The following is a 25,554-nucleotide window of genomic DNA, read 5'->3' as shown; positions in this document are numbered from 1 at the left end:
CATGACCGGGGGATAACCAACAGATTATGGTTTTATGATACCCCGTGATTGCGTTAACCGGTTTGGCTTCCGGCGATGGCCGCCATCGCCGGGTGGGCGCTACTCAAACAACGCTACTCAAACAATGTCAGGTACTGACCGTAGCCGGCGTCGGCCATGTCTTCCTTGGCGATGAAACGCATGGCGGCGGAGTTCATGCACCAGCGCTCCCCGGTGGGTTGCGGGCCGTCCTTGAAGACATGCCCCAGGTGAGAATCGGCGTAACTGCTACGGACCTCGGTGCGAACCATCCACAAAGTACTGTCTTCACGGGTGGTCACCGCATCGGGGGTAATCGGTTTGGTGAAGCTGGGCCAACCGGTACCGGATTTATATTTGTCCGTGGATGAAAAAAGCGGCTCACCACTGACCACATCCACATAGATACCTTGCTGCTTGTTGTCCCAATAGGTGTTTTTGAAGGCCGGTTCGGTATCGTCTTCCTGGGTCACCTGAAAGCTCAAGGGGGATAGCCGGGTCCGCAGAGTAGCTTCATCGGGCTTGTTGAAATGTTCGGGACCCCGCCAGCTCATCGGGGCTTCGGTGTTTTCTTTCTTGCCGCCGGGCAGGTGATCCGGATCATCCCAGTGCTTTTCAAGAAACTGGTCCCGGCCGGAGTTGTAGCGATAGAACTTATACCGTAACGGATTGCGCTTATAATAATTCTGATGGTATTCCTCGGCGGGATAGAACGCCTTTAATGGGGTGATTTCGGTAACGATGGGCTTCTCGAACCGGCCACTTTTTTCCAGTGCCGCCTTGGAGGTCCGTGCCTGTTTTTCCTGTTCCGGCGTCTCAAAGAAAATGGCACCCCGGTACTGGCGGCCGCGATCGACAAATTGACCGTCGGCGTCGGTGGGGTCCAGATGGCGCCAGAACCAGTCCAGCAACTGAGCGTAGCTGATCTTGTCCGGATCATAGATCACTTTCACCGATTCGGTGTGGCCGGTGGCACCGCTGGAGACTTCCTCATAGGTGGGGTCGGCCTCGTCACCGCCGGCGTAGCCGCTGATGGCCTCGCTGACACCGTCGAGTTTCTCGAAGTCCGACTCGGTGCACCAGAAACATCCGCCAGCGAACACCGCCGTGGCTTGTGCCGCCAGGGCGGAGCCCGTGATCAGGGAAATTAGAAGCGCGGCGATGACCCGCATGACCTGTTCCTCCTGCTTGTGGAAGCTGCCTGAAGAATTGGATGCCCGAATTCGCTTTATGTTACGCCGATGGAGAGAAAAGTTTCGGAAAGAGCCTGGGGCACCATCTCATTGGTGGTCGTCAAAAGCCATTATTTTCATAGCGGTGGTCTTGGGGTTTGTGAGTATTATCGAATCATCCGTTCACGCATGGTGCGCGCGGAAACCAACCACCTGGGGAGAAGGCCCATGGGTATGATCAAGGAATTTCGTGAATTCGCGATAAAGGGAAACATGGTCGATATGGCGGTGGGTATCATCATCGGTGGGGCGTTCGCCACCATCGTGAAGAGCCTGGTCGCCGACGTCATCATGCCACCCATCGGGTTGCTGCTGGGCGGGGTGGACTTCGCCAATTTGTTCGTGGTTCTGCGCGGTGCCGGTGAGTTCACCACCTTGGCCGAGGCTCAAGCCGCCGGCGCCGTGACGATCAACTATGGGGTGTTCTTCAATAATGTCATCAGTTTTCTGATCGTTGCCTGGGCGGTGTTCTTCCTGGTGCGCGCCATTAACAGGCTCAAGCGTGAGGAGGAAAAAGCAGAGGAGGCCGCCGCGCCGCCGCCGATCCCGGAGGATATCTTGTTGCTGCGGGAAATCCGTGACAACCTTAAACAACGTTGAGGGAATAACCAGGCACGGAAGAGGTCTTTTGTCCGATACCACCAGATCCAGATCGCGGTCGTCCCTGGTGCCGGGAGCCGGCGTCGATTCCGACTTCGCGTTGGTTGCCGAAGCCGGCGAAGCGTTCTTGCTGCGTATGGCGACAGCCCGGGCCGCCAGGCGTTCTCTGGATCTGCAGTATTACATCTGGGACAACGATCAGGTCGGACGTCGGTTGATATGGTGCGTACTCGAGGCGGCACGCCGTGGTGTGCGGGTGCGTTTGCTGCTGGATCATATCAATCAGTTGGGTCGGGACCGGATTTGGGCGACCTTGAACGCTCATCCCAATGTGGAAGTTCGTCTGTTCAATCCGTTACGAGGTCGCGGCCTTAATCTGCTGCGCTGGCTTTATCGGGCACCTAAGCTCAACCGCCGCATGCATAACAAAGCCTGGATCGTTGATGGTGAGGCCGCCATTGTCGGAGGGCGGAACATCTCCGAACACTACTTTGGTGTCAATGCGGTCACCAACTTCCGGGACCTGGATATTTACGCCGATGGCCCGATCGCCGCCGACACGCAGGACGCCTTTGATCGATATTGGCATAGCGCTTTGTCGGTGAACCTGAGGCAGTTCCTGCGCCGTTCCAGCGATGACGCGGAAGCATTGTGGACGAAGCTGGATAAGGAACAACGCTCCCGGCATCGGGACGATACCGCGTTATCCGAACGCGCCCTGCAGGCCGTATGGGCAAGACGGGTCCGCGCCCCGGCGGCGTTGCTATTCGACAGTCCGGAAAAAGCGCACGGCTCTTCTCAGCGAATGATGGGAACACAACTGGCCCGGTTGCTTGGCCGCCATTCCGCCCGGGAGATTCTGATCGAAGCCAGCTACTTCATTCCCGGTGATGACTTCACCCGCGCGTTAAGCGGTTGGCGCAAACGGGGGTGCCGGGTGGCGGTGCTGACCAACAGTCTGGCCACCAACGATGTCATTGCCGCCCATGCCGCCTATCAACGCTATCGCCCGGCGCTGGTGGATGCCGGGTTGGAATTGCACGAACTGCAACCCAATGCCCGCAGCATGATGCGTCAGGCCCGGCTGTTGCGCGGGCGATCCAAAGCCAGTTTGCATACCAAGGCCATGGTGCTGGATCGGCGTGAATTGTTTGTCGGCTCGTTTAACGCCGATCCCCGTTCCGTGCACTTCAACACCGAGATGGGGTACTACATCTACTCTCCGGCGTTGGCAGCGTCGGTGGCCGCGTTCATCGAGGAAGGCATGGCGCCACAGAACAGCTATCGGCTGTCTCGTGAGGAAGGACGGCTGACATGGGCCGGGGGAAGTGACCAGGGCCCGGTGGTCTGTCACCGGGAACCACTGGTATCGATACCGCGCCGGTTGGCCAGCGCGGTGTTGGCGTTGCTGCCGATCGAGAATCTGCTGTAACCGGAATCAGCCCCGTTCTTGCTGTTGCTGCTCTTTCCAGTAAGGGTCACGCAGTTCCCGCTTCAGAATCTTGCCAATGGTGCTGCGTGGCAAATGATCCCGAAGTTCCACGTCGTGCAGACGCTGAGCCTTGCCCAGTTGCTGGTTGGCCCAGTCGCGGATCTCGTCGGTGCCGGTGGCGCTGCCCTGGCGGCGCACCACCAGGCCCAACGGTGTTTCACCCCATTGTTCGCTGGGGATGGCGATCACCGCCGCATCCGCCACATCGGGGTGCTTGAGCAGCATCTTTTCCAGGTCTTCGGCATAGATGTTGAAGCCACCGGAAATGATCATGTCCTTGCGGCGATCCAGCACGGACAGGAAGCCGTCCTCGTCGAGCCGGCCCATATCACCGGTGCGATAGAACACTTCCCCTTTCGGGCTGGTCCAGAGCATCTCGTTGGTTTTGTCTTCCCTTTTGTAGTAACCGCGCATCATGGCGCCGGCGCGACCGACGATCTCGCCAATGGTGCCGGGGGGCACTTCCTTGAGATCCTCGTCGATGATGCGCAGCTCACAGCCCTCACCGGCACGGCCGACGGTATCCCATTTATCGGGGAATTCAGCACAGTTGAGGATGGTGCTGACGCCACCCTCGGTGAGGCCGTAGAACTCGATGATATTGCCTGGCCAGCGTTGCATCACCTCGGCAATGACATGGCCACGCAGGGGCGCACTGGTGGAGAACTTCACTTTGAAGCTGCTCAGGTCGAAACGATCGAATTCCGGATCGGAAAGGATCCGCTGATACTGGACCGGTACCAACATGGCGTGGGTGACGCGATGCTTCTCGCACAATTCGAGGAATTTGCGTGCGTCGAATTTGCCCATGGTGACGATGGTGCCGCCACCGAACAGAGTGGGCAGCACGGAAACCAGAGTGGTGTTGGAGTACAGCGGTGTGGACACCAGGTTGATCGCGGTATTATCGAATCCCAGCGCGGTGAAACGGTCCATTTGCCGGGACCGCAGGCGATGGTCGTGCAAAATGCCCTTGGGCACGCCGGTGGTGCCGGAGCTGTAGATAATATTGAATGGGTCGTCCGCGCCGGGTTCGCGATCCGGGCGGGTGCTGGGGGCGTCGCCAACCCAGTCCATGAAGTTGCTCCAGCCATTATCCTGGAAGTCCAGGGCGATGCGCTGCTGTGGGGCGACGTTTTCCAACTGATCCAGCAGTGGCGTGATCAATTCCTGATTTTTTCTGGAAATGAACAGGAAGCGGGCATCGCAGTCGTTGATCATCAGCGCCAGGGTGTCCCCGGCGGCCATGCTGGACAGCGGAACCATGCAGCCGCCGGCGGTCAGCACGCCCATGAACAGGGTAAAATAGGGAATGCTGTTTTCGGACAGGCCGGCCACGGTATCGCCGGGTTGCAGGCCGGCGTCAATCAGGCGATTGGCCACGCGGTTGACCTGATCCACGAACTGCCGCCAGGTCAGGTTGCCGTTGTCATCGTAAATCGCTGGATGATCGCCCTGTTCCGCGGCCAACTCCTGGAGCCGGCGAGGCAGACAGCGGAACTCTTCATCGTCGACTTGCGGTGCGTACTGGGGCATGGCGTTACTGACTGCGGTCATCGTCCTCTCCCGTGGTCCGGAACCGGGTTCCAGAGCTTCTGGTTATTTTGAAAAACGGCTTGGAAAGCGCGTTTGGAATTTGGCAGGCAGAATACTACCAGGTATGTTGGCGAACAATACCGGTCGGTCACGGCTTGCCTTGGCTGGCCTGGAACCCTTGTAATACAAGGGGGTTGAGCGATTTCGCGGCCGCCCATCAATGTTAAGAATACAGACCAAGGAGTGTTTCATGAGTGAGCCTTTCCGTTACCGGCTGCGCGTGCGTTACAGTGAATGCGATGCCCAGCATGTGGTGTTCAACGCCCGTTACGGTGACTATGTTGACCTGGCCATGACCGAGTTCATGCGTGCTTTGGGGCGGGATTACGATGCCCTGCTGGCGCGTGGGCTGGATAACCAGGTAGTGAAGCTCACTCTGGAATGGAAAGCTTCCGCACGTTTTGATGATGTACTCGAGATTCAGGTCAAACCGCTGTCGTTGGGTAACACCTCGTTCTCGTTGGAATTCCTTATTCTGAACGCGGAAAGTCAGCAGCTGCTGTGCCGGGCGGAATCGGTGTACGTGATGATGACCACTGAACCGTTCGAGAAAACCCGGGTGCCCGATGATCTGCGGGCCGCGTTGCAGGAAGGCGCCGTCGGTAAGGTGTGCGACCAGAGCGGTTGAGAGCGGACATGGCCCGGCGGTGTCGCCGGGCCAATACCGAAGCGGTCGGAATCAACCGACTTTCAGCACCACCTTGCCCTTGGCACGACGGGAGCTCAATGCCGCCAGGGCCTGCTCATATTCCTCGAACGGGAACACTTCGCTGACCTTGGGGTTGATCTTCCCTTCCGCGAACATCCGCATCAGATCCTTCACGTTCTGGATGTGCGCTTCCGGCTCCTTGCGGGTGAAGGTGCCCCAGAACACACCGACCACGCTGCAACCCTTGAGCAGGGGCAGGTTGGCGGGGATCTTCGGAATCTCACCGGCGGCGAAGCCGACGATCAGAAAACGGCCGTTCCAGGCCATGTTACGCAGCGCCGGCTCGGTAAAGCGGTCGCCCACCGGATCGTAGATCACGTCGATGCCCTGCGGGTAGCGGCTTTTCAGCACGTCCTTCAGGTCTTCTTCGGTGTAGTTGATCAGATCGTCGGCACCGGCTTCACGGGCCACTTCCAGCTTGTCGGCGGTGCTGGCGGCGGCGATCACCTTGGCGCCCATGGCTTTGCCCAGTTCCACCGCGGCCAGGCCAACACCACCGCTGGCGCCCATGACCAGCAGGGTTTCGCCCGGCTGCAGATTGGCCCGTTGTTTCAGCGCGTGGTAGCTGGTGCCGTAGACCATGCTGAAACCGGCGGCCTGTTCGTCGGACATACCGTCCGGAACCGGAATCACGCGATCAGCGGTGACCACCATTTCCTCGGCGAAGCTGCCGTAGCCGGTGAGCCCCATCACGCGCTGGCCCGGCTTATAGCCCTTGACGTTCTCACCCACCTCGACGATCTCGCCGGCCATTTCACCGCCCGGAGAAAAGGGCAGTTCCGGTTTGATCTGATACTTGCCCTCGATGATCAGAGTGTCAGGGAAGTTCAGGCCAGCGGCCTTGACCCGGACCTTGATGCCGTCGGCGCCGACGGCGGGGGAAGGAACGTCCTCAATGACCAGCTTATCCGCCGGCCCCAACTCCTTGCAGAGAATGGCGCGCATGCATCTCTCCCGAATAATACTTATTGAGACCGACACGCTACCCCTGGGCCATGCATTAGACAAATGCATAAGGCTCATCAAAGGGCATAAACAGTATGAATAAAGGGGGGCGATTCTTGCGCCGTGGCAAGCAAGCCCGTTCATATTGACATTGTTCAATGTAAAGATTGATCATGAATTGACCGGGCGTGGGCGAGGACGAATAACGATGAAGACCGTAACCATGCAGACTCAATCAGGCGAAGTACAAGAATGGCGGGACAGTCGCCGCTACCTTTGGTTGCTCAGCACTCTGACCATGCTGTTGCCCCTGTTCACGGTCTGGCTGGCCAGCAGTACCGGCTGGGCCGTGTTCTGGTGGTTTGGATTCCTGTTCGTATTCGGGGTGATCCCGCTGCTGGACATGCTGCTTGGCGAAGAGACCGAGAATCCGCCGGAAGCGCTGGTGCCGCGGTTGGAACAGGACCGGTATTACCGCTGGGCGGTGTATGTGTGCCTGCCGTTTCTTTATGGCGCCTTTATTTATGCCGCCTGGGTGGCCGCCACCTGGAGTCTGCCCTGGTACAGCTATCTGGGGCTGGCGGTCTCCACGGGCTGCGCCACGGGTATCGCCATCAATACCGCCCATGAGATGGGGCACAAGACCGACCGCCACGAGAAATGGATGGCCAAGCTATGTCTCGCCCCGGTGTTCTACGGGCACTTCTATGTGGAACACAATCGTGGGCATCACGTCAGGGTGTCCACCCCGGAGGATCCGGCATCTTCCCGGTTCGGCGAGACGTTCTGGGAGTTCCTGCCGCGCACCGTGATCGGCAGCCTTAAATCCGCCTGGTCGCTGGAGAAACAGCGACTGGAGCGGCAGGGACTTTCGGTGTGGAGCTGGCAGAACGACAATCTGCAGGCCTGGGCACTGTCGGCGGTGCTTTGGGGTGTCCTGATGCTGTGGTTGGGCTGGGCGGTGGTGCCGTTCCTGCTGATTCAGAGCCTGTTCGGTTTTCAGTTGCTGGAGGTGGTCAATTATCTCGAGCACTACGGCTTGTTACGGCAAAAAAAGGACAATGGGCGTTATGAACGCTGTCTGCCGGAGCATTCCTGGAATTCGAACCGCCGGGTAACCAATATTTTCCTCTACCAGTTGCAACGGCATTCCGATCATCACGCCTACCCCACGCGCAGCTATCAATCGCTGCGGCATTTCGATGAATCCCCCCAATTACCGGGCGGATACGCATCGATGATCCTGCTGGCGTGGGTACCTCCGCTGTGGTTCAGGATCATCGACCCGATGGTGGTGCGCCATTATCAAGGCGATATGAGCCGCGCCAACATCAAACCGCGGATCCGGGACGAGGTATTGGCTCGGTATGGTGGCCGGGAGCCGGTGAACTGATATCGAATCGCGGTCCTTGGAGTGTGGGAGAGCGCACGGAGGGAAGGACGAAGCTGCTGTAGAAGATCCCTTCAGGGATCGGGGGCAACTCAGTGATGCTTCTCCAGATGGGCCAGTACGTTTTCCAGCCGGTCCACCAGCACCTTGTTGATGCTTTTTTCCAGTACCCGGCCCAGTTCGTCGTTGACCACCGCTTCGGCCAGCGGCCGGATGCGGGTGATGAATTCCGCCAGGGTGGCCACGTCCTCGCCCTGGGGCAGGCTGTTCTCACCGTATTTGTCGTCCACCAGATGCTGAATGATCATGCCGATGAAACGCTCGGCCAGTTTGTCCACTTCCTGGCGTACCAGACGCACATGGGTGAGCACCGCATCCAGAGGCACTCCGGCCTCCACCAGTTCCTTGCCGGCGTTGTAGACGCGCGGATAGGGCACGCGCAGGCGCATGCCTTCGGGAACGATGTAACCCAGGCTGACCGCCTTGGTCATGACTTCCGGGGTGATGTCCTCACCAAAGTCGTCGATCAGGTCCTGATAATCCACATAGGAGGGCACCTGTGGATTACGCCAGGAGGTCACCGCCACTTCCAGGCCGAGGATATCGTTGAGATCGCGGCCCTCTTCCCAGGCGCTGAGCAGATCACGAATATTGTTCAGGGTATAACCCCGTTCCAGCAGGGCGCCGATGATCTTCAGCCGAGCTAGATGGACATCGCTGTAGATGCCGGTACGACCGCGCTTCTCCGGTGGCGGCAGCAGCCCTCGGTCCTGATAGGCGCGCACGTTGCGCACCGTGGAGCCGGCCTCCCGGGCCAACTCGTCGATGGTGAATTCCTGGCGTTTTTCCAGGTCGGCGCTGGTGCCCCCCGTCGGCCGGAAGGCTTGCTGACGCAGGGAGCGCAGCAGCGCGGCGGGGGTTTTTCGTGATGAACTCATGGGGGCGATAATAGACCCTATACCGTGGTGGTGCCAGGGATCCCGGCCTTTCTCAAGGGGTCAGATCCAGCCGTGCCAGCCGCCGCGCCAGCGCCGGGCTGAAACGGCCCACCAGGCGCATGCCGCTGGCTTCGGCGCTGACCGGCACTTCCGCCCGGTTCTCCTCCACCGCGGAGACGATGGCGGCCGCCACCCGGTCAGGGGTGAAGCCCCGGCGCCGGTAGAAACGCTCCGCGGACGCCCGACGGCGCGCCTGCTCTTCGTCATCGGCGCCAACAAAACGGGTGCGGCCGGTGATCGGCGTATCGATGATGCCGGGGCAGATGGCGGAGACGCCGATACCCTGGTCCGCCAGTTCCGCGCGCAGGCACTCGGTCAGCATCAGTACCGCGGATTTGCTGGTGGCATAAGCGGGCAGGACCTTTGAGGGCAGGTAGGCGGAAGCCGAGGAAACATTGACGATATGGCCGGCCTTGGCCTGGTCGATCATTTGCCGGGCGAACAGCCGGCAGCCGTGGATCACGCCCCACAGATTGACGTCCAGTACCTGTTTCCAGTCCTTCACGCTGGTATCCAGCAGCGGTCCGGCCAGCCCGACGCCGGCATTGTTCACCACCACGTCCGGAGCGCCCAGTTCCCGCTCCACGTAACGTGCCAGCGCTTCCATGGATCGCGCGTTGGCAACGTCCGCGCGGCGGCCCAGAGCCTGGCCGCCGGCATCGACAATGTGTTGAGCGGTGCGTTCGGCGGCGCCGCCATCAATGTCGGTACATAGCACGGTGGCGCCGCGAGCGCCGAAAGCCAGGGCGGTGGCCTCACCAATACCGGAACCGGCTCCGGTGATGACCACCAGCTTGCCGCTGTCCGGCTGCGGGGCAGCGGGCACTCGCGCCCGTTGCAGGGACGGGCTCTCCGGCGCCCCTTCGATGTGCGCGATGAACTCACGCATGTAACCAGCGGTGATGTCCGGGTGGGCCTGCAGTGGCCCCCAATGACCGGTATGCATTTCCCGGCGCCACACCCGTTCCGCCCACCGCGGCACCTCGTCCAGCAGTTCCGGGCCGACGTAGCGGTCGCGCAACGCCACCAGCAATTGCACCGGCACCCGGGTGTGACGCTCCCGGGGATGCAGCAGGCACGGCAGCATATTGGCGCGGTAGAGGGCGATACCGTTGATACCGTCCCGGCGCTGGGTGGGGCTTGGCGCGACCCGTAGTTGTTCGGTGCGCCGCAACAGGTCCGGCCAGGCGCGATCCAGGCCCAGGCGCCACGCCATGGGCGCCAGGCCGGGCAGATGAAAAGCGCCGATATACCAGCTCTTGGCCAATTGTCCGAGACCGGAAGCCAGGGAAGAACGGCGCCGCAGACGCTGGCCCATGTGATCCAGGCAGGGCCCCGACAGGCTGGTGAACGAGGCCAGGCGGCGTCCGGCATCCGGTTCGGTGACCGCTTCCCAGGACTGGATCGAACCCCAGTCGTGGGCCAGCAAATGCACGGGCTTGGCGGGGCTGACCGCATCGATTACCGCTAACAGGTCGTCGCGCAACTCGCCGAGGCGATAGGCGGACACCGCCGTTGGCGCGGAGGAGGCGCCGGCGCCACGGACATCGTAAGTGACCACATGCAGGTCCTCCCACAGGGCCTCGGCCAGCTTGTCCCAGGTCTCACTGTTGTCCGGGTAGCCGTGCACCATGACCAGGGTCGGGCCGTCCGGGTTGCCCCCCTGGCGTACCGCCAGGTTGACGCCGTCGCGTACCACGGTCCGATGTTGCCATTGCATCATCATTGCCTGTCTCCCTGCGGGTCGGATTCCTGAAGCAAACCGGCTCCATTGTCGCTCCTGGGCCGGCGCGGGTAATTTGCCCCGGCGCCGGTGCCCGGGGGCAATACGCCCGGCCAGCCCGCTATTTTGGCCCCAGCGGATCGGTTGACGGGTGGACGGCCCTGGTGCGGTGGTGCTCCGAAATGGTGCATTGCCACCAGAAAATCCGGCTTGCACCCCAGAGTGGGGCGGTAAACCGTCCTTGCATGCAAGGCAGTGGAGCGGGGCGCCTTGGGCCTCTCCGCAACCCCTCCCCACGGCCTTCGCGGCATCGCCAAATACCTTTAAAAAAAGGGCTCCTGGCGCTCGCCGGCATCTGGCCCGGAATCTGCATACTGGAAGTCGCATACAAGTTGGTATTCATGTTAACCCGCAGGGGGCAGTGTTCATGTACCGTCGCGATTTTTTAAAAGGGGTCTCCGCTTTGTCCGTGGGTGTGGGCGCCCTGACCTTCCTCAAGAGCATGCCGGCGCTGGCGGCCCGGAATGACACCCTGGTGGTGGTCACCGGAACCACCATCAACAGTCTGGACATCCACCGCAGCGGCACCAACCGGCCCAGTTACCAGGTGGCGGTGAACTGCTACGACCGTTTGCTGACCTTTGGCCACAAGCAATTGGAGGACGGGTCTCTCAGCTACGATTACGACAACCTGCAGCCGGAGCTGGCCGAATCCTGGGAAGTCTCCGAGGACGGCCGCACGCTGACCTTTAAAATTCGTGACAACGCCCGCTTCTGGGATGGCAAGCCGGTCACCGCCCACGATGTGAAATGGTCCTTCGATCGTGCCGTGACGCTGGGCGGCTTCCCCACCGCGCAGATGGCCGCCGGCTCCCTGGAAGAACCGGAGCAGTTCGAAGCGGTGGATGACAAGACCTTCCGTATTCGTTTGCCGCACTCGTCCAAATTGACGCTGCCAGATCTGACCACGCCGGTGGCCATCGTCATCAACTCGGAAGTGGCCAAGGTGCACGCCACCGATCAGGACCCCTGGGCCACGGAATACCTGCATCGTAATCCGGCCGGTTCCGGCGCCTTCAAGGTGGAACGCTGGGACTCCGGTCAGCAACTGGTCTATAGCCGCAACGACGACTGGGCCTGCGGGCCGGTGCCGAAGATCCAACGCGTGATTATTCGCGAGATTCCGTCCCAGTCCACGCGCCGGGCCTTGATCGAACGGGGGGACGTGCACTTCTCCCAGAGTATCCCGGCCAAGGACGCCCGCGAACTGGAGGCGGCCGGTAAGGTAAAGGTGGTCAGCACGCCGATCGAAAACTGTCTGCATGTGCTCTGCACCAATCTCAACTTCGAACCGTTCCAGGATAAAAAAGTACGCCAGGCCATCGCCTATGCGGTGCCCTACGAAGCGATCTTCAACAATGCCGCCTACGGGCGTGGCGTGCCGATGTGGGGCGGTGACAGCACCAAACCGGAAAGCACCGCCTGGCCGCAGCCCTTTCCCTACAGCCAGGATATGGAGAAGGCCAAGGCTTTGATGGCGGAGTCCGGCCATGCCGACGGTTTTTCCGTGCCGCTGTCGTTCGATCTGGGCCAGGCGGACTGGGCTGAACCCACCGCGCTGCTGATCCAGGAAGCGTTGGGCAAGATCGGCATCAAGGTGTCCTTGAACAAGGTGCCGGGTGCCAACTGGCGAACCGTGGCACTGGTGGAGAAATCCCTACCGCTGCACCTGGAAAACTTTGGCGGCTGGTTGAACACGCCGGACTACTATTTCTATTGGGCCTACGTAAAAGGGAACCTGTTCAACTCCTCCAACTACGACAACAAGGAGATTGCCGGGCTGGTGGATGAAACCCTGTACATGGCCCAGGACGATCCCAAGTACGCCCCGAATATTCGCCGCATGATCGAAATCGCCATCGACGATGTGCCGCGTATTCCGCTGTATCAACCGTCGCTGAACGTGGCGATGCAACAGAATACAGGCGGTTACGAGTACTGGTACCACCGTCAGTTGGATGTCCGGCCCCTGACTCTGAAACAGGACTGAATCATGGTGCGTGTGCCCAAACGTTTGCGGCTGGTGGGTTACCGCCTGCTGCAGGCGATTCCGGTGTTGATCGGCATTGTCGTGGTGTCGTTCCTGTTGACCCGGGCGTTGCCCGGGGATCCGGCGGTCTATTTCGCCGGACCGGCGGCGTCGGAGGAGTCCATCGAACAGATTCGCGTCAGCATGGGGCTGGACCGGTCACTGCCGGTTCAGTTCTTCGCTTACGTGGGGGATCTGTTGCGCGGGGAGCTGGGGCAATCCATTTCCACCGGTCAGCCAGTGCTGACCGAGCTGACCACGCGTTTGCCGGCGTCGCTGGAGCTGACCGGGTTCGCGCTGCTGTTCTCCATCGCGGTGGCGATGCCGCTGGGGATTCTGGCCGCCACTCGGCCCAATTCCTGGATCGATCACCTGTGCCGGTTCGTGGTGACCGCCGGGGTATCGCTGCCCACTTTCTTTACCGGGCTGGCGCTGGTTTACCTGTTCTACTTTTTGCTCGGCTGGTCACCGGCGCCGATGGGGCGGCTCGACATTCTTTATCTGTCACCCCCCCACGTTACCGGTTTCTATGTGATCGACGCGCTGATTGACGGTGATTTCGAGACGGCGCGGGCGGCGCTGGCGCAATTGATCCTGCCAGCGGTGACACTGGGCCTGTTTACGCTGGCGCCGATTGCCCGCATGACCCGGGCGGCCATGTTGCAGGTGCTGGAAGGCGACTTCATCCGCACCGCCCGGGCGGCGGGCCTATCCGGCAATAAAGTGCTGTACACCTATGCCTTGCGCAACGCCATCCTGCCGGTGATCACCACTTTGGGCATGGTGTTTTCCTTCGCTCTCGGCGCCAATGTGCTGGTGGAAAAAGTGTTCGCCTGGCCGGGCATTGGCTCCTATGCGGTGGAAGCACTGGTGGTGTCCGACTACGCCGCGGTGCAGGGCTTCGTGTTGTCCATGGCGCTGCTGTTCGTGATTCTCAATTTGCTGATCGACGTGACGTATACCCTGGTCGATCCCCGTCTGGGTATGGAGGACTGACCCGATGTCACTTTCCTCGGTGAAGAATTTCGCTCGCCATGCCCGTTATGTGATGACGGAAAACCCGGTGACCGCACTGGCGGCGCTATTGTTTCTGTTGATTGTCATCGCCGCCGTGGCCGGACCCGCGCTGGTACCTTACGACCCGATGGCCACCGATGGCAGCCGCGCTCTGCAGTCGCCGTCCTGGGATCACTGGTTCGGTACCGACCATCTCGGCCGCGACGTGTTTTCCCGGGTGGTGGTGGCGACCCGTCTGGATCTGATGATTTCTCTGGCCGCGGTGGCCATGGCCTTTGTCATCGGTTCCGCCATGGGGGCGGTGGCCGGCTACTTTGGTGGTTGGGCGGATCGCATCACCGGCCGGCTGCTCGATACCATCATGGCGTTTCCGCTGTTCGTGCTCGCCATGGGCGTGGTGGCGGCGGCCGGCAACACCATCGAAAACATCGTCTACGCCACCGCCATCATCAACCTGCCGTTCTATGCGCGCATGGCTCGGGCGGAAGTGAATATCCGCCGCAATGCCGGGTTCGTGCAGGCGGCGCGTCTGTCCGGCAACGGCGACTGGCGCATCCTGGCCCAGCATATCTTTCCCAACACCTTGCCGCCGATGATGGTGCAAATCTCGCTCAATATGGGCTGGGCCATTCTCAACGCCGCCGGTCTTTCGTTCATCGGTCTGGGCGTGCGCCCACCGACCCCGGAGTGGGGGATCATGGTGGCGGAAGGCGCCAACTTCATTGTCTCCGGTGAGTGGTGGCTGGCGTTTTTCCCTGGTGTGGCACTGATGCTGGCGGTGTTCACGTTCAATTTGCTCGGCGATGGTCTGCGCGATCTGGTCGACCCGCAGCGGCGCACTTGAGGTGAGGACATGAGCATACCGTTATTGGATATAAAAGCGCTCACGGTGGAATTCGGTACCCGTCGCGGCGTGGTGGACGCGGTGCGGCAGGTTTCGGTCACCGTGGCCAAGGGAGAAACCGTCGGCATTGTCGGGGAATCCGGTTCGGGCAAGTCGGTGACGTCCTACGCGGTGATGCGCATCCTTGATCGCGCCGGCCGTATCGCCGGTGGCAGCATCGTGTTCGGCGGCATCAATGTGGGCAAGGCCGATGAGCGCACCATGCGGGATCTGCGTGGCCGTGAGATGTCGATGATTTTCCAGAATCCCCGGGCGGCACTCAATCCGATCCGCTCGGTGGGCCGTCAAATCGATGACGTGCTGATCGAACACAGTCTGGCTACCCGCGCCGATGCCAGGGAAAAAGCCATCGACGTGCTCAAGGCGGTGCGCATCAATGACCCGGAAAGCCGCTACCACGCTTATCCGTTCGAACTGTCCGGGGGTATGTGTCAGCGGGTGGTGATCGCCATCGCCTTGGCGTGCCGCCCGCAGCTGCTGATCGCTGATGAACCCACTACCGGTCTGGATGTGACCACGCAGAAGGCGGTGATGGATCTGATCCGCGAGCTCACCGCCGAGCGTAATATGTCGACACTGTTGATTACCCATGACCTCGGTCTCTCCGCCGCCTACTGTGACCGCATTGTGGTGATGGAAAAAGGGCGTGTTGTCGAGGAAGCGGATACCGCCACACTGTTTGCCGACCCCCAGCACCCCTATACCCGGCGATTGTTGCAGGCGACACCAAGACTCGATTCAAAGGTGGCGGATCTGTTGCCGGAAGAGGATTCGCGCCGCCGTACACCGAGTGCACGCCCGCCTGGTGAGGCACTGCTGCGAATACAGGATCTGGTCAAGGTTTTCCCCGGCAAGGACAAGGGCGATGAGTATCGGGCCGTGGACGGCCTGTCCTTCGAGGTGCGTTGCGGTGAAAGCCTGGGGCTGGTGGGCGAGAGCGGCTGTGGCAAGTCCACCACGTCGTCGATGATCATGCGGTTGCTGGACCCCACATCCGGCAGCATTCAGTTCAACGGTGAGGACATCGGCGCGGTGCCGGGAAAACGCTTTGCCGGCCATCCTGCCCGCGCCGGTTTGCAGATGGTGTTCCAGGACCCGACGGACAGTCTCAACCCGCGCTGGAGTGCGCGCCGCTCGATCAGTGATCCGCTGATGCGGCTCGGTAATGTACGCGGCTCCGCGTTGCGCGCCAAGGTGGAAGCACTGGCGGAAATGGTCGGGTTGCCGGAACATCTGCTCGACCGCTTTCCCCATCAGCTGTCCGGTGGCCAGAAAGCACGGGTGGGGATCGCCCGCGCGATTGCCCTGGAACCGAAGCTGCTGATTCTCGACGAGCCGACGGCGGCGCTGGACGTATCGGTGCAGGCAGTGGTGCTCAATCTGCTGGTGGAACTGCGCGAGCGTCTGGGTATGAGCTATCTGTTCATCAGCCACGATCTCAATGTGGTGCGGCTGTTGTGTGAGCGGGTGCTGGTAATGAAAGCGGGGCGGATTGTCGAGCAAGGGTCGGCTGAACACTTACTGGACCGTCCGGAACATCCCTATACCCGTCAGCTGCTTGCCGCTATTCCTCATCCGCCATCCTCCCCGCCCCGGGTTTCTTCGGAGAGCGAGGATTCGGTGATCGCGGCAAGGTGGCCATAGAAGCCCGCTCTGCTGTTAGAGCCTTACTCAACCCCCTTTCCGTGACCTGCGATATCCGTCCCACATACCCCATATGGGGTATGTGCGGCCGCTCTAAACTGTCTAGTCTTGCCCGGTAGCCGGAGGGAGCCCGCGGGGGTCCTTGGGGAGCCGGCTTTTCCAAAGCGTTCTGAAGTACGTCGCGCCGCGTTGCTTTATCCCCGCAGGCGATTGTCGGCCCGACCGTGTATACGGAGGCGGACAATAATGATCCGGAAGAGTTTGGTTGCCGCGGCGGTACTGGCCGGAATTCAAGGCTGTGCTCCAGTACAAGTGGATAATGTGGCCGGACAGGCCACCGTATATGAAGACCCAACCACATCCGGACGGGTACAGGGTGTGGGTATCGAATCACAGGACGTGGTGGCCATGACCGACCAGATGATGCGTGACATGCTCGCCAACCGCATTCTTGCGGCCCGCGACGTGCCGCCACGGATCATCATCGACAACGAGTATATGCGCAACGAAAGCTCGTCGATCATCAATACCAATCTTCTCACTGACCGCCTGCGCGTGGAACTGAACCGGGCCGCCAATGGCCGGTTGATCTTTGTCGGACGTCACTATGCCGACATGGTGGAGAAGGAACGGGCGCTGAAGCGGGATGGTGCCGTGGATGGAGGAACCATCCGCAAGACCCAGGCCACCGCGGGTGCGGATTACCGCCTTGGCGGGCGGGTCGCTTCCCTGGACGCAATGGATCGCAATACCCAGACCCGCTCCCGTTACCATCAGGTTACCTTCGAAATGGTGGACCTGGAGCTGGGCACCATCGTTTGGAGTGGCTCTTACGAAATGCGCAAAGCGGCTCAGGACAATGTGCTCTATCGCTAAACTGATGGCCGCCGGTGTGGCCGTTATGGCTCTCGCGGGCTGCGCCACTGGCCCCACTCAGTATCAGCCGCGAACACTTTCAGTGGCTCAGCAGGAAGTGGTGGACCAAAAGCCTCCATCATTGCGACCGCTGTACCGCGCACTATTTGAAGAAGGCCGCCGCAATGAGGTTCTCAATTTGATGGAAATCGGCGCGGCGGCATTTCATTTGCAGGAATATGATCTAGCCCGCGCCGCGTTCGACCAGGCCATTGTCAACATCGAAAGCGTATACGCGGACAACGATGCCGCACACCGGGCGCGCAGCCTTTGGTACGAGGAAGGAGAAAAGGAATTCAAGGGCGAGCCCTACGAGCGGAGCATGGTGTTCTACTACCGGGGTTTGCTGTTCCTGCGTGAGGGTGATTACGGCAATGCGAGGGCGGCTTTTATGAGTGGCCTATTGCAGGATGCCTTCGCCGAGGAAGAGCAGCACGCCACGGACTTTGCGTCCTTGATCTTCCTGGCGGGCTGGGCGGCGCGCCTGGATGGTAACGGCAGTTTGGCCAAACAGCACTTTGCCGAGTATCGGCGGCTCCGCCCGAATGGCCCCTTGCCGGATGACGACGACAACACCCTTGTCATTGCCGAAACCGGCAGTGCCCCGCGCAAGTTAGCTGACGGTGTTGGACACTATCAATTGGTCTACCGCCGTGGCCGTGAGATACAGACACAGGGTGCTCGCCTTGAAACGGCCGCTGTATCACAGTCGCTTTTCCCGATCGAGGATGTTTTTTTTCAGGCATCAACTCGGGGAGGGCGGACCGTGGACCGCATTATCGAAGGTAAGGTTCAGTTCAAGAAAAGTGCTGAGGCCACGGGTGATGCTCTGACCTCGGTCAGCGACAGCAGCGTGCTGGCCGGGCTCAGCACCAGTGCCGGCGGTGCGGTGGCGGCTGGCTTTCACACCATCACCGCCATCGGCGTGGCGGCGCAAGGATTGTCCGCTCGTTCGCGTACTCGGGCGGACACACGCTATTGGCGTCGGCTTCCCGATCAAATTCATCTGACCACCGTGCGAAGTGATCCTGTCAGCAACGGGTCGCGGATGGTGTTCCTGGATGCCGATGGTGCGCTGATGGTGGATAGAGTCGCCACCATAGCCGTCCATTACGACGGCAAAGGCAATGGCTTTGCCTTCGTCCGATCTACACCAGAAGGGGTCTCACCATGATGCGAACCAGATTGATGAATGCGGTTTGGGCGATGGGCTTGCTGTCTTTAATGGGCGGCTGTCAAAGCCCGGGGATGAGTAAAAAGGAGCTGAGCCAGCGCCTTGAAGAGCCCGGTTTCAATACCGTCGTCTTCGCCGACTACGACCTGAACCGGAACTTCAGCGAAGGGCTGTTCGGCCCGGATAAAGTGTTGCGCCTTTCCAGCGCGGGGCATGGCATTGGACACACGGATACAGGAACCTCTGAAGTCTGGCTGGAGCTGCGCAATCACACCGATCACAACTATGTAGTGGAGGCGAGAACCCGGTTTTTTTCCCAACAAGGCATACCGGTGGATGCCAAACCCGTATGGCAACGTTTGCCGGTACCAGCTAATTCCAGCGCGGTGTACCGGGAAAAATCCGTGGGCACGGAACGGCTGCAATATCGTATTGAAGTGAGGCAGGCACGATGAGCTGCGTTCAGGCTACGGTCTTGATGTTGGCGTTGGCGGGTATTGGCGCCGCGCTAGCACAGGATCATTCCGCCGCGCCGATGATGGCCCCGGCCAGATCCCCGCTGACGGAGCAGGGGTGGAGTGACTTAAGTACGCGGTCGGGTCGCATCAGTGATGCTGACTCTATTGTTGATCAATTCCGCGAGCGGTTTCCCGATCGCCCTCGTATCGCTGTGCTTTGGCACCAGGCGCTGTCCGACCGCGTCAGCGACTGGTATGGCTACCATCGGACCACGTTGGCCATGAGCGGAAAGTCTTCACAAAGCGACGGAAAAAAAAGGACGCAACAACAGGGAAATGTTGCCGCGGGTGTGCAATCGGAAACCCGTGGCGTGCCGGGTGAACGGCAAAAGGAAACCTCTTTCGCCTTACGGGATGGCCTGATCGGAACGTTCCAGTCGGCGGGGGCAAGCATGGTGGATGAGGGACTGGCGCGGCGTCTATCCGATAATGCCTTGGAGGATGGCACCTTCTCGCGCTTGTCTCCGGACCAGTTGCGCCTGCAGATGCGCGCACTGGCGGAATACGCCGACTATGTCCTGGAGTTAACCGCCGGCGATGGCAGTGATCCGGGGTATCGGGTGAGGGTCCTGTCCACGGAAAACGCCACGGTAGTGACAACGTTTTCAACCACGGCGGAACCTCCAGAGAGCGAGAAGGAATCGCATTGGGTGGCGACGTCCAGTGGCTACCAGAAACGTGATATGCCGGTATCACTGAGCCAGATAGGCCGAGAGTTGGCGTTGCTGACCATGGAAAGAATGCGGCCTTGAAAAACGATTACGACAACATTTCCTGAAAGGGCGTTACCATGAGAATGAAAGCCATCCTGCACGTATTGGGGTTCGTGCTTCTGGTTCAATTGACGGGCTGTGCATCATCACTGTCGCCAGCCGGCTCTGGTGCCATTGGCGCGGGGCTGGTGAAGCACAGAGGCTACCCGATGGTGGTTCGGATCAACCCTGGTTCGGTGGCGGAACAAAGTGGACAAATCTTGCTGGGGGATCTGATTCTGGCGGCGGCACCCACACCGGAATCTCAATGGGTCATATTGAAAGGCTACGGTCTTAACCAGGCAATCCATGTGATTCGTGGCGAACCCTATACTCGGGTAAAACTGAAACTGATGAACAATCAGGACTCACAAGAGCGCGAAGTGGTCCTGATACGAGGGCCGGAAGGCCGTGCTTCCGAGTTGACCTATCTTGAAGGGCAAAAGGGGTTGGATACACAAGGTGAGACGGCGGCCCCGGTTAATATCGCCGACCTGGTGATTTCGGATAACTCCGGGCCGTACCTCAGCCCTTATACCTCCGACGGTGTCACTGCAGAATGGGTGAATAAGGCGATCAACACCAAAATGGGGGAGGCCACGGGGTCCGCTGTTGGCGCCGCTGCCGGGGCTTACGCAGGGCGAAAGCTGATGGAGAATGTACCTGGGGGCGGTTTTTTTGGCAGCTTTCTGGGCGGCATGGCAGGGTCGAAAAGCGGTAAGGCGGTTGGCCGTGACGCGGCGATCAAGGCATCCGGGGGGTGGGAGTACATCCGTGCCACATCGGATCAGTCGTTCCACTCGGTCGGTGACATGGCGCGGTGGCTGGTGAATACACATGGCGGTAGTGCCAACTTCAAGGACGTGATTGACGCCGCTTCGCATGTCTATCCGGATCTGCAACCCGCGTTGGCGAGACAGCGATAATTGTTCTTAACTTGCATTCCGGTTGGGAGTGTGCCGGCTCGAATGCACCAGCTCTCTCTTTAAAAAAACCGCCGACGCACGTCGCATCACGTCGGCGGAAAGGCACCAGACCATCAATCCGTTGGAGCCGGCGGTTATCTAAACCGCCATGAAAACAGATTTGGTTTCCAGGTACGCATCCAGGGACTGCCGGCCCATGTCGCGGCCGAAGCCGGACAGCTTATAGCCGCCGAACGGTACCGCCACGTCCAGCATGTTGTGGCAGTTGACCCATACCGTTCCCGCTTTGATTTTCGGTACCAGACGGTGCACCCGTGACAGATCGTTGGACCAGACGCTGGCACCGAGCCCGTAGGGGGTGTCGTTGGCGCGGCGGGCCACGTCGTCCAGATCTTCGTAGGGCAGTGCCACCACCACCGGACCGAAAATTTCTTCCTGCACGATACGCAGTGTGTCGTCGGTACTGGCGAATACCGTGGGTTCGACAAAGTAGCCGTTACGATTGGCGCGCGCGCCGCCGGTCACCAGCTCGGCGCCCTGTTCGCGGCCCAGGTCGATATAGCCGCACACCCGGTCCAGTTGTTCGCGGGAGACCAGGGGCCCCAGATGGGTTTGCGGATCCAGCCCCGGCCCCATGGGCAGGGCCTTGGCCAGTTCCGCCAGTTCCGCCACCACGTTGTCGTACAACTTCTTGTGCACGTAAAGGCGCGACCCGGCGCAGCAGACCTGACCGTGGTTGAAGAAAATCGCCTGGGCGGCACCCTGGGCGGCCAGGGCCGGGTCGCAGTCGTCCAGTACAATCATGGGGGACTTGCCGCCCAGCTCCAGGGTGACGCGGGTCATGTTGTCCATGGCGGCGCGGCCGATCAGTTTGCCCACTTCGGTGGAGCCGGTGAAACTCACTTTGTTGACGCCCGGGTGGGCGACCAAGGGAGCGCCGGCATCCGGACCGTCTCCGGTGATGATGTTCACCACGCCTTCGGGAAAACCGGCCTCCTGCAACAGTGAGCCAAGATAGAGTGCGGTGAGAGGCGTTTGTTCGGCCGGTTTGAGTACCACGGTACAGCCGGCCGCCAATGCCGGGGCCAACTTCCAGGTGGCGACCAGCAGCGGGAAATTCCACGGTACCACCGCCGCCACCACGCCCACCGGCTCGCGGCGGGTATAGGCGAAGAACTCGCTTTCCGGTGGGGCAAACGGTACCGAGACGTCCAGCGACGCGCCTTCGATCTTGGTGGCCCAGCCGGCCATATAGCGGAAAAATTCAATACACAGAGTAATGTCTACCGCCTGTGCGATCTGCGCGGACTTGCCGTTGTCGATGGATTCGATCTCGGCCAGCACCTTGGCGTCGCGTTCGATCAGGTCCGCCAGTTTCAGCATCAGGTTTTGTCGTTCGGAGGGGCGCAGTCTTCCCCACGGACCGTTTTCCAGGGCCTGGCCGGCGGCGCGCACCGCGCGGTCCACGTCCGCCTTCTGGGCGGCTGGTACCGTGCCGAGTACCGTTTCATCCGCCGGGTTGATCACCTCCAGACGCTGCCCGTCGACGGCCTCCACCCACTGATCGCCGATCAGCATGCGGTGATGGGTGGTCTCCAGAAAGGTCCGGGTACGACTTTCAATGGTGTGGCCGAATTCCGTCATCATATTCATGGCAAAAGCTCCCCGCGACCCGGATAAACCGGGCCGTGTTTTTACTGTGTGAGTGATTGGAAAGGTGGTGCTGATTTACTTCTTGGGTCTTATCGCGTCCGCGGTCCCCTGAATGAAAGCTTTGATCTTCTCCACGTCTTCCGCGCTGAGCTTGCCGGTGAAGTCCGGCATTCCCCGGGAAACGAAGGGACCGTTGAAGACAAACTTGTCCAGGTTTTCTATGAAGCTTTTGTCCACGTAGCCCAGGTTGGGAATATTGCCGCCCTTGTCGACACCTGGAACGCCGTGGCAGAACACGCAGTTGCTGACGTAAAGGTAGGTGCCTTCTTCCACCAGGGCCGGGTCGTACTTCACGCCGGAGAGAAGATTGCCGAGCTGGTACTGCGTGAATTCCGGCATCTGCGCCTTGCCATTCAACTTGAAGGTGTAGACGGTGCCCGGTGTCGCCGTGTCCGAGGCTCGCTGAGTCTGGCCGAATACTCCGCCCCAGCCGGCGGCGATGGTGATGTACTGGTCGCCGTCCATCTGGTAACTGATGGGCGCGGCGATCACACCGGTGCCCATGGGGGATTGCCACAACACGTCGCCACTGCCGGCATCGAACGCCATCAATCTGGCGTCGGCGGTGCCCTGGAACACCAGGTTCCCGGCGGTGGACAAGGTGCCGCCGTTCCAGGGCGCCACATGCTCATAACGCCAGCGTTCCTGCTGCTTCACCGGATCCCAGGCCAACAGCCGGCCGAACGGTTTGCTGGATGGCGTCTCGGCGTTGATCAACATGCCGGTGTTCCAGCCGATACCGCTCATGGGTTGTCCCGGTTTGTTACTGCCGTGCTTCTTCCAGTTTTTGTCTTCCATCAGATTCAGTGGAATGTTTTGCGCCGGGAAGTAAGCCAATCCGGTTTTCGGACTGTAGGACATGGAATGCCAGTTGTGTCCGCCGAAGGGGCCGGGGATGGCGTCGAAGGGCTTGTCCTCGGAGCGGGCTTCGGCGATCTCGATGGGCCGGCCATCCTTGTCATAACCGGTGGCCCAGTTAACGTCGACAAAGTTTTGCGCCGATATGAATTTGCCGTTGGTGCGGTCCACGACAAAGAAGAAACCGTTCTTCGGCGCATGCATGATCACCTTGCGCAGTTTGCCGTCGATTTTGATGTCGGCCAGGATCAGATCCTGGGTCGAGGTGTAGTCCCAGTTGTCGCCGGGGGTTTCCTGATAGTGCCAGACATAGTCGCCGGTTTCCGGATTGATCGCCACGATGGAGGCGAGGTAAAGGTTGTCGCCACCGGCTGGGCTGCGCTTGCGATGTACCCAGGGTGTGCCGTTGCCGGTACCGATGTACATCAGGTTCAATTCCGGATCGAACACCATGGAATTCCATACCGTACCGCCGCCGCCGGACTCCCAATATTTACCCTTGGGATCCCAGGTCTTCGCCGCCTTGGCCATGGCTTCGTTTTCGTACGGCTTGGCGGGGTCGCCAGGCACCGTGAACCAGCGCCATTTCTGCTTGCCGGTCTCGGCGTCGTAGGCGGTGATGTAACCGCGCACACCGAATTCCGCGCCGCCGTTGCCGATGATCACATTACCGCGAAAAACGCGCGGTGCCCCGGTAACGGTATAGGGCCGGGAGCGGTCGATGATGGTGTCCGTTTCCCAGAGTTTTTTGCCGCTGTTGGCGTCAAGCGCCACCAGTCGCCCATCCAGGGAACCGACGAAAACCTTGCCCTTGTAAACGGCGACACCACGGTTCACCACATCACAGCAGGCCTGGTAGGCTTTCTCCCGGGGAACCTTCGGGTCATAACTCCACAGGCGTTTGCCGGTCTTGGCGTCAAGGGCGTGCACCACGCTCCAGGACGCGGTCACGTACATGGTGCCGTCCACCACGATCGGCGTGGCTTCGATACCGCGAGTGGATTCCAGATTATAGGACCAGGCAAGGCCGAGCTTGTCGACATTCTTGCTGGTGATTTGCGTAAGCGGACTGAAACGGGTGCCGGCGTAGTCGAAACCATGGCTGGGCCAGTCCTTGCCGCTGTCACGATTGGCCAGTATCGAAGCCTCGTCCGGTCCGGCCTGGTCCGCCAGAACCGGCCCCGTGGTGAACAAAGAGGACAGTAGCAACAGGGAGGGCATTGTCACCCTGCGGAATGCAAGCATCAAAGTCATTGTCAGGTGCTCCTTTTCATTTTTATCACGCTGCCTGTGAACGCGCCGGTGCCGTGACACCGGTGGCGCTACTGATCAGAATGCCTTGAGAATTCTCAGGTTGAAACGATTGTTTTCCTTGAAGCCATTTTCCACGGAAAGATCGCGGCCATAGTTCGCCAGTAATTGCACTGAAGGTGTGACGAACCAGCCGCTGCCGATGGTCATCTTGGTGGTTCTGGCACGGTCATCCTGGTCGATGCCGTTGATTTCTGTTTCCCCGCCGAAGGTGTGGGAGAGCCCGGCGCGCAGATCCAGATTTTCGCGCAGGTGATAACGAAGGAAGGTCTGTACCTGGAACAAGGGATCCTGCTTTTGGGTGTCCTTATTGGCTCCGAAATCGTCGTTTTTCCCATGCACGGTGACGTCGGCGGCGACATCGAGAGACACCTTCTTGGTGAGGCCGGTGATGTAGCCCGCCTGCAAAGCGAACTTCCACCGATTCTCGCCAAGATTAAGCGCATCGTCGTGGTCATAGGTGCCGGTAGGCACATAAAGGAAGGGCGTAATACCGAAGTAGGTATTGGTTTCGGGTTTGTTCACCAACCAGACCGTGGCGGCGAGAATCAGATCACCAAGACCATCGGCGTCACCCAGTGATTTGGTGTCGTCCTTGCCTTCCAAATGACCGAAGGGAAGCAGAAACTGGGGATCAACGATGTAATCGCCAATTTGGGTAAAGTGAACGCCACGCAAAATGCCAACGTGGGATTCGAGCCCGGCATTGATCGGTACCCGGTCCCCGTCGCTGTAGAGCCGGTCGCGATCGGCGTACTGATAATAAACCATGGCCAGGTTGGTGCCCGCGGGCAGGGCGGTGTAGTCGCCGGCGTCCACGTCCACCGCATGGCTTTGGCTGGCCGTGGAGAAGAGCGCGCCGGCCAGTAGTGAAAAGGCGGCTTTGCTCTCCGTTATTTTTAGTTTTCGCAAAGTTGCTTTTACGTTTTTGTTGTCGCTCATGAAATCGGTTCCTTGTTGCTGTTATTCGATAGAAAACGTATTGGAAAATAGAAGTCCTCGAATGCGGGCTGTTACCCTCGCGAACAGT

At 60.2% G+C, this 25,554-nt stretch carries 21 protein-coding genes; 13 read left to right on the top strand and 8 right to left on the bottom strand.

What is annotated here, in order from left to right; translation table 11 throughout:
• Nucleotides 1-113: 113 nt before the first annotated feature.
• Nucleotides 114-1,190 carry a peptide-methionine (S)-S-oxide reductase MsrA gene (gene msrA / locus B5T_RS21855; protein ID WP_014996709.1) on the bottom strand — a complete coding sequence of 359 codons (1,077 nt, stop codon included), beginning with the start codon at nucleotides 1,188-1,190 and terminating at the stop codon, nucleotides 114-116.
• Between the two features lie 228 nt (nucleotides 1,191-1,418).
• Between msrA and mscL the strand changes: the two genes are divergently transcribed.
• Nucleotides 1,419-1,850: a large conductance mechanosensitive channel protein MscL gene (gene mscL, locus B5T_RS21850; protein ID WP_014996708.1), complete on the top strand. Its 432-nt coding sequence runs from the start codon at nucleotides 1,419-1,421 to the stop codon at nucleotides 1,848-1,850.
• A 28-nt stretch (nucleotides 1,851-1,878) separates the two neighbouring features.
• Nucleotides 1,879-3,282, top strand: coding sequence for a phospholipase D family protein (locus B5T_RS21845; RefSeq protein ID WP_014996707.1), 1,404 nt, complete (start codon nucleotides 1,879-1,881; stop codon nucleotides 3,280-3,282).
• 6 nt (nucleotides 3,283-3,288) lie between these two features.
• Here B5T_RS21845 and B5T_RS21840 read toward each other — a convergent pair whose 3' ends face one another.
• The gene (locus B5T_RS21840) at nucleotides 3,289-4,899 is read right to left on the bottom strand and encodes a class I adenylate-forming enzyme family protein (protein WP_014996706.1); all 1,611 of its coding nucleotides are present in this window, start codon (nucleotides 4,897-4,899) and stop codon (nucleotides 3,289-3,291) included.
• A gap of 229 nt (nucleotides 4,900-5,128) precedes the next feature.
• Here B5T_RS21840 and B5T_RS21835 point away from each other — a divergent pair, with 229 nt between their 5' ends.
• Nucleotides 5,129-5,566 (top strand): acyl-CoA thioesterase, encoded by a 438-nt coding sequence (locus B5T_RS21835; protein WP_014996705.1) that lies wholly within the window; start codon nucleotides 5,129-5,131, stop codon nucleotides 5,564-5,566.
• Between the two features lie 51 nt (nucleotides 5,567-5,617).
• Here the strand turns inward: B5T_RS21835 and B5T_RS21830 are convergent, their stop codons facing one another.
• The gene (locus tag B5T_RS21830; RefSeq protein ID WP_014996704.1) at nucleotides 5,618-6,592 is read right to left on the bottom strand and encodes an NADPH:quinone oxidoreductase family protein; all 975 of its coding nucleotides are present in this window, start codon (nucleotides 6,590-6,592) and stop codon (nucleotides 5,618-5,620) included.
• A 208-nt stretch (nucleotides 6,593-6,800) separates the two neighbouring features.
• Between B5T_RS21830 and B5T_RS21825 the strand changes: the two genes are divergently transcribed.
• Entirely contained in the window at nucleotides 6,801-7,985 is a 1,185-nt protein-coding gene (locus B5T_RS21825) for an alkane 1-monooxygenase (RefSeq protein WP_014996703.1), read from the top strand.
• 89 nt (nucleotides 7,986-8,074) lie between these two features.
• Here the strand turns inward: B5T_RS21825 and B5T_RS21820 are convergent, their stop codons facing one another.
• Both B5T_RS21820 and B5T_RS21815 read right to left on the bottom strand, forming a co-directional pair.
• Nucleotides 8,075-8,920 (bottom strand): MerR family transcriptional regulator, encoded by an 846-nt coding sequence (locus tag B5T_RS21820; RefSeq protein ID WP_014996702.1) that lies wholly within the window; start codon nucleotides 8,918-8,920, stop codon nucleotides 8,075-8,077.
• A 52-nt stretch (nucleotides 8,921-8,972) separates the two neighbouring features.
• The gene (locus B5T_RS21815) at nucleotides 8,973-10,706 is read right to left on the bottom strand and encodes an SDR family oxidoreductase (RefSeq protein WP_014996701.1); all 1,734 of its coding nucleotides are present in this window, start codon (nucleotides 10,704-10,706) and stop codon (nucleotides 8,973-8,975) included.
• Between the two features lie 424 nt (nucleotides 10,707-11,130).
• On the opposite strand from B5T_RS21815, the gene B5T_RS21810 reads away from it, so the two are divergent.
• From B5T_RS21810 to B5T_RS21770, 9 genes are all read left to right on the top strand, one after another.
• Nucleotides 11,131-12,753, top strand: coding sequence for an ABC transporter substrate-binding protein (locus B5T_RS21810; protein ID WP_014996700.1), 1,623 nt, complete (start codon nucleotides 11,131-11,133; stop codon nucleotides 12,751-12,753).
• Between the two features lie 3 nt (nucleotides 12,754-12,756).
• Nucleotides 12,757-13,788, top strand: coding sequence for an ABC transporter permease (locus B5T_RS21805; protein WP_014996699.1), 1,032 nt, complete (start codon nucleotides 12,757-12,759; stop codon nucleotides 13,786-13,788).
• Nucleotides 13,789-13,792: 4 nt separating this feature from the next.
• Nucleotides 13,793-14,653 (top strand): ABC transporter permease, encoded by an 861-nt coding sequence (locus B5T_RS21800; RefSeq protein WP_014996698.1) that lies wholly within the window; start codon nucleotides 13,793-13,795, stop codon nucleotides 14,651-14,653.
• A 9-nt stretch (nucleotides 14,654-14,662) separates the two neighbouring features.
• On the top strand, nucleotides 14,663-16,357 hold the full coding sequence (locus tag B5T_RS21795) for a dipeptide ABC transporter ATP-binding protein (protein ID WP_041717176.1): 1,695 nt from the start codon (nucleotides 14,663-14,665) through the stop codon (nucleotides 16,355-16,357).
• Between the two features lie 246 nt (nucleotides 16,358-16,603).
• Nucleotides 16,604-17,233 (top strand): hypothetical protein, encoded by a 630-nt coding sequence (locus tag B5T_RS21790; RefSeq protein ID WP_014996696.1) that lies wholly within the window; start codon nucleotides 16,604-16,606, stop codon nucleotides 17,231-17,233.
• Between the two features lie 82 nt (nucleotides 17,234-17,315).
• Entirely contained in the window at nucleotides 17,316-18,446 is a 1,131-nt protein-coding gene (locus B5T_RS21785; RefSeq protein WP_014996695.1) for a hypothetical protein, read from the top strand.
• Nucleotides 18,443-18,901 (top strand): putative periplasmic lipoprotein, encoded by a 459-nt coding sequence (locus B5T_RS21780; RefSeq protein ID WP_051015562.1) that lies wholly within the window; start codon nucleotides 18,443-18,445, stop codon nucleotides 18,899-18,901. The genes B5T_RS21785 and B5T_RS21780 overlap by 4 nt, the downstream gene beginning before the upstream one ends.
• Nucleotides 18,898-19,716, top strand: coding sequence for a hypothetical protein (locus tag B5T_RS23440; protein WP_051015561.1), 819 nt, complete (start codon nucleotides 18,898-18,900; stop codon nucleotides 19,714-19,716). Before B5T_RS21780 ends, B5T_RS23440 begins: the two co-directional genes overlap by 4 nt.
• A gap of 38 nt (nucleotides 19,717-19,754) precedes the next feature.
• On the top strand, nucleotides 19,755-20,642 hold the full coding sequence (locus tag B5T_RS21770; protein WP_014996692.1) for a PDZ domain-containing protein: 888 nt from the start codon (nucleotides 19,755-19,757) through the stop codon (nucleotides 20,640-20,642).
• 138 nt (nucleotides 20,643-20,780) lie between these two features.
• Here the strand turns inward: B5T_RS21770 and B5T_RS21765 are convergent, their stop codons facing one another.
• From B5T_RS21765 to B5T_RS21755, 3 genes are all read right to left on the bottom strand, one after another.
• A complete protein-coding gene (locus tag B5T_RS21765) occupies nucleotides 20,781-22,295 on the bottom strand; it encodes an aldehyde dehydrogenase family protein (protein ID WP_014996691.1) in 1,515 nt (504 codons plus the stop codon).
• Nucleotides 22,296-22,370: 75 nt separating this feature from the next.
• Entirely contained in the window at nucleotides 22,371-24,467 is a 2,097-nt protein-coding gene (locus B5T_RS21760) for a PQQ-dependent dehydrogenase, methanol/ethanol family (RefSeq protein ID WP_014996690.1), read from the bottom strand.
• Between the two features lie 75 nt (nucleotides 24,468-24,542).
• Nucleotides 24,543-25,466: a transporter gene (locus B5T_RS21755; protein WP_014996689.1), complete on the bottom strand. Its 924-nt coding sequence runs from the start codon at nucleotides 25,464-25,466 to the stop codon at nucleotides 24,543-24,545.
• Between the last annotated feature and the right edge of the window lie 88 nt (nucleotides 25,467-25,554).

The sequence above is a fragment of the Alloalcanivorax dieselolei B5 genome (genome assembly GCF_000300005.1).
In the GTDB taxonomy this organism is placed as follows: domain Bacteria; phylum Pseudomonadota; class Gammaproteobacteria; order Pseudomonadales; family Alcanivoracaceae; genus Alloalcanivorax; species Alloalcanivorax dieselolei.
The sequence above is the reverse complement of the archived record's forward strand: the minus strand, read 5'-3'. Positions and strand labels throughout refer to the sequence as shown.

Excerpts from the sequence above, each read along its gene's own strand:
- B5T_RS21815 (WP_014996701.1), bottom strand. The coding sequence starts at position 10,706 with ATGATGATGCAATGGCAACATCGGACCGTGGTACGCGACGGCGTCAAC.
- B5T_RS21755 (WP_014996689.1), bottom strand. The coding sequence starts at position 25,466 with ATGAGCGACAACAAAAACGTAAAAGCAACTTTGCGAAAACTAAAAATA.
- B5T_RS21840 (WP_014996706.1), bottom strand. The coding sequence starts at position 4,899 with ATGACCGCAGTCAGTAACGCCATGCCCCAGTACGCACCGCAAGTCGAC.
- B5T_RS21830 (WP_014996704.1), bottom strand. The coding sequence starts at position 6,592 with ATGCGCGCCATTCTCTGCAAGGAGTTGGGGCCGGCGGATAAGCTGGTC.
- msrA (WP_014996709.1), bottom strand. The coding sequence starts at position 1,190 with ATGCGGGTCATCGCCGCGCTTCTAATTTCCCTGATCACGGGCTCCGCC.
- B5T_RS21765 (WP_014996691.1), bottom strand. The coding sequence starts at position 22,295 with ATGAATATGATGACGGAATTCGGCCACACCATTGAAAGTCGTACCCGG.
- B5T_RS21760 (WP_014996690.1), bottom strand. The coding sequence starts at position 24,467 with ATGACTTTGATGCTTGCATTCCGCAGGGTGACAATGCCCTCCCTGTTG.
- B5T_RS21810 (WP_014996700.1), top strand. The coding sequence starts at position 11,131 with ATGTACCGTCGCGATTTTTTAAAAGGGGTCTCCGCTTTGTCCGTGGGT.
- B5T_RS23440 (WP_051015561.1), top strand. The coding sequence starts at position 18,898 with ATGAGCTGCGTTCAGGCTACGGTCTTGATGTTGGCGTTGGCGGGTATT.
- B5T_RS21805 (WP_014996699.1), top strand. The coding sequence starts at position 12,757 with ATGGTGCGTGTGCCCAAACGTTTGCGGCTGGTGGGTTACCGCCTGCTG.
- B5T_RS21795 (WP_041717176.1), top strand. The coding sequence starts at position 14,663 with ATGAGCATACCGTTATTGGATATAAAAGCGCTCACGGTGGAATTCGGT.
- B5T_RS21835 (WP_014996705.1), top strand. The coding sequence starts at position 5,129 with ATGAGTGAGCCTTTCCGTTACCGGCTGCGCGTGCGTTACAGTGAATGC.
- B5T_RS21770 (WP_014996692.1), top strand. The coding sequence starts at position 19,755 with ATGAGAATGAAAGCCATCCTGCACGTATTGGGGTTCGTGCTTCTGGTT.
- B5T_RS21790 (WP_014996696.1), top strand. The coding sequence starts at position 16,604 with ATGATCCGGAAGAGTTTGGTTGCCGCGGCGGTACTGGCCGGAATTCAA.
- B5T_RS21780 (WP_051015562.1), top strand. The coding sequence starts at position 18,443 with ATGATGCGAACCAGATTGATGAATGCGGTTTGGGCGATGGGCTTGCTG.
- B5T_RS21820 (WP_014996702.1), bottom strand. The coding sequence starts at position 8,920 with ATGAGTTCATCACGAAAAACCCCCGCCGCGCTGCTGCGCTCCCTGCGT.
- B5T_RS21825 (WP_014996703.1), top strand. The coding sequence starts at position 6,801 with ATGAAGACCGTAACCATGCAGACTCAATCAGGCGAAGTACAAGAATGG.
- mscL (WP_014996708.1), top strand. The coding sequence starts at position 1,419 with ATGGGTATGATCAAGGAATTTCGTGAATTCGCGATAAAGGGAAACATG.
- B5T_RS21800 (WP_014996698.1), top strand. The coding sequence starts at position 13,793 with ATGTCACTTTCCTCGGTGAAGAATTTCGCTCGCCATGCCCGTTATGTG.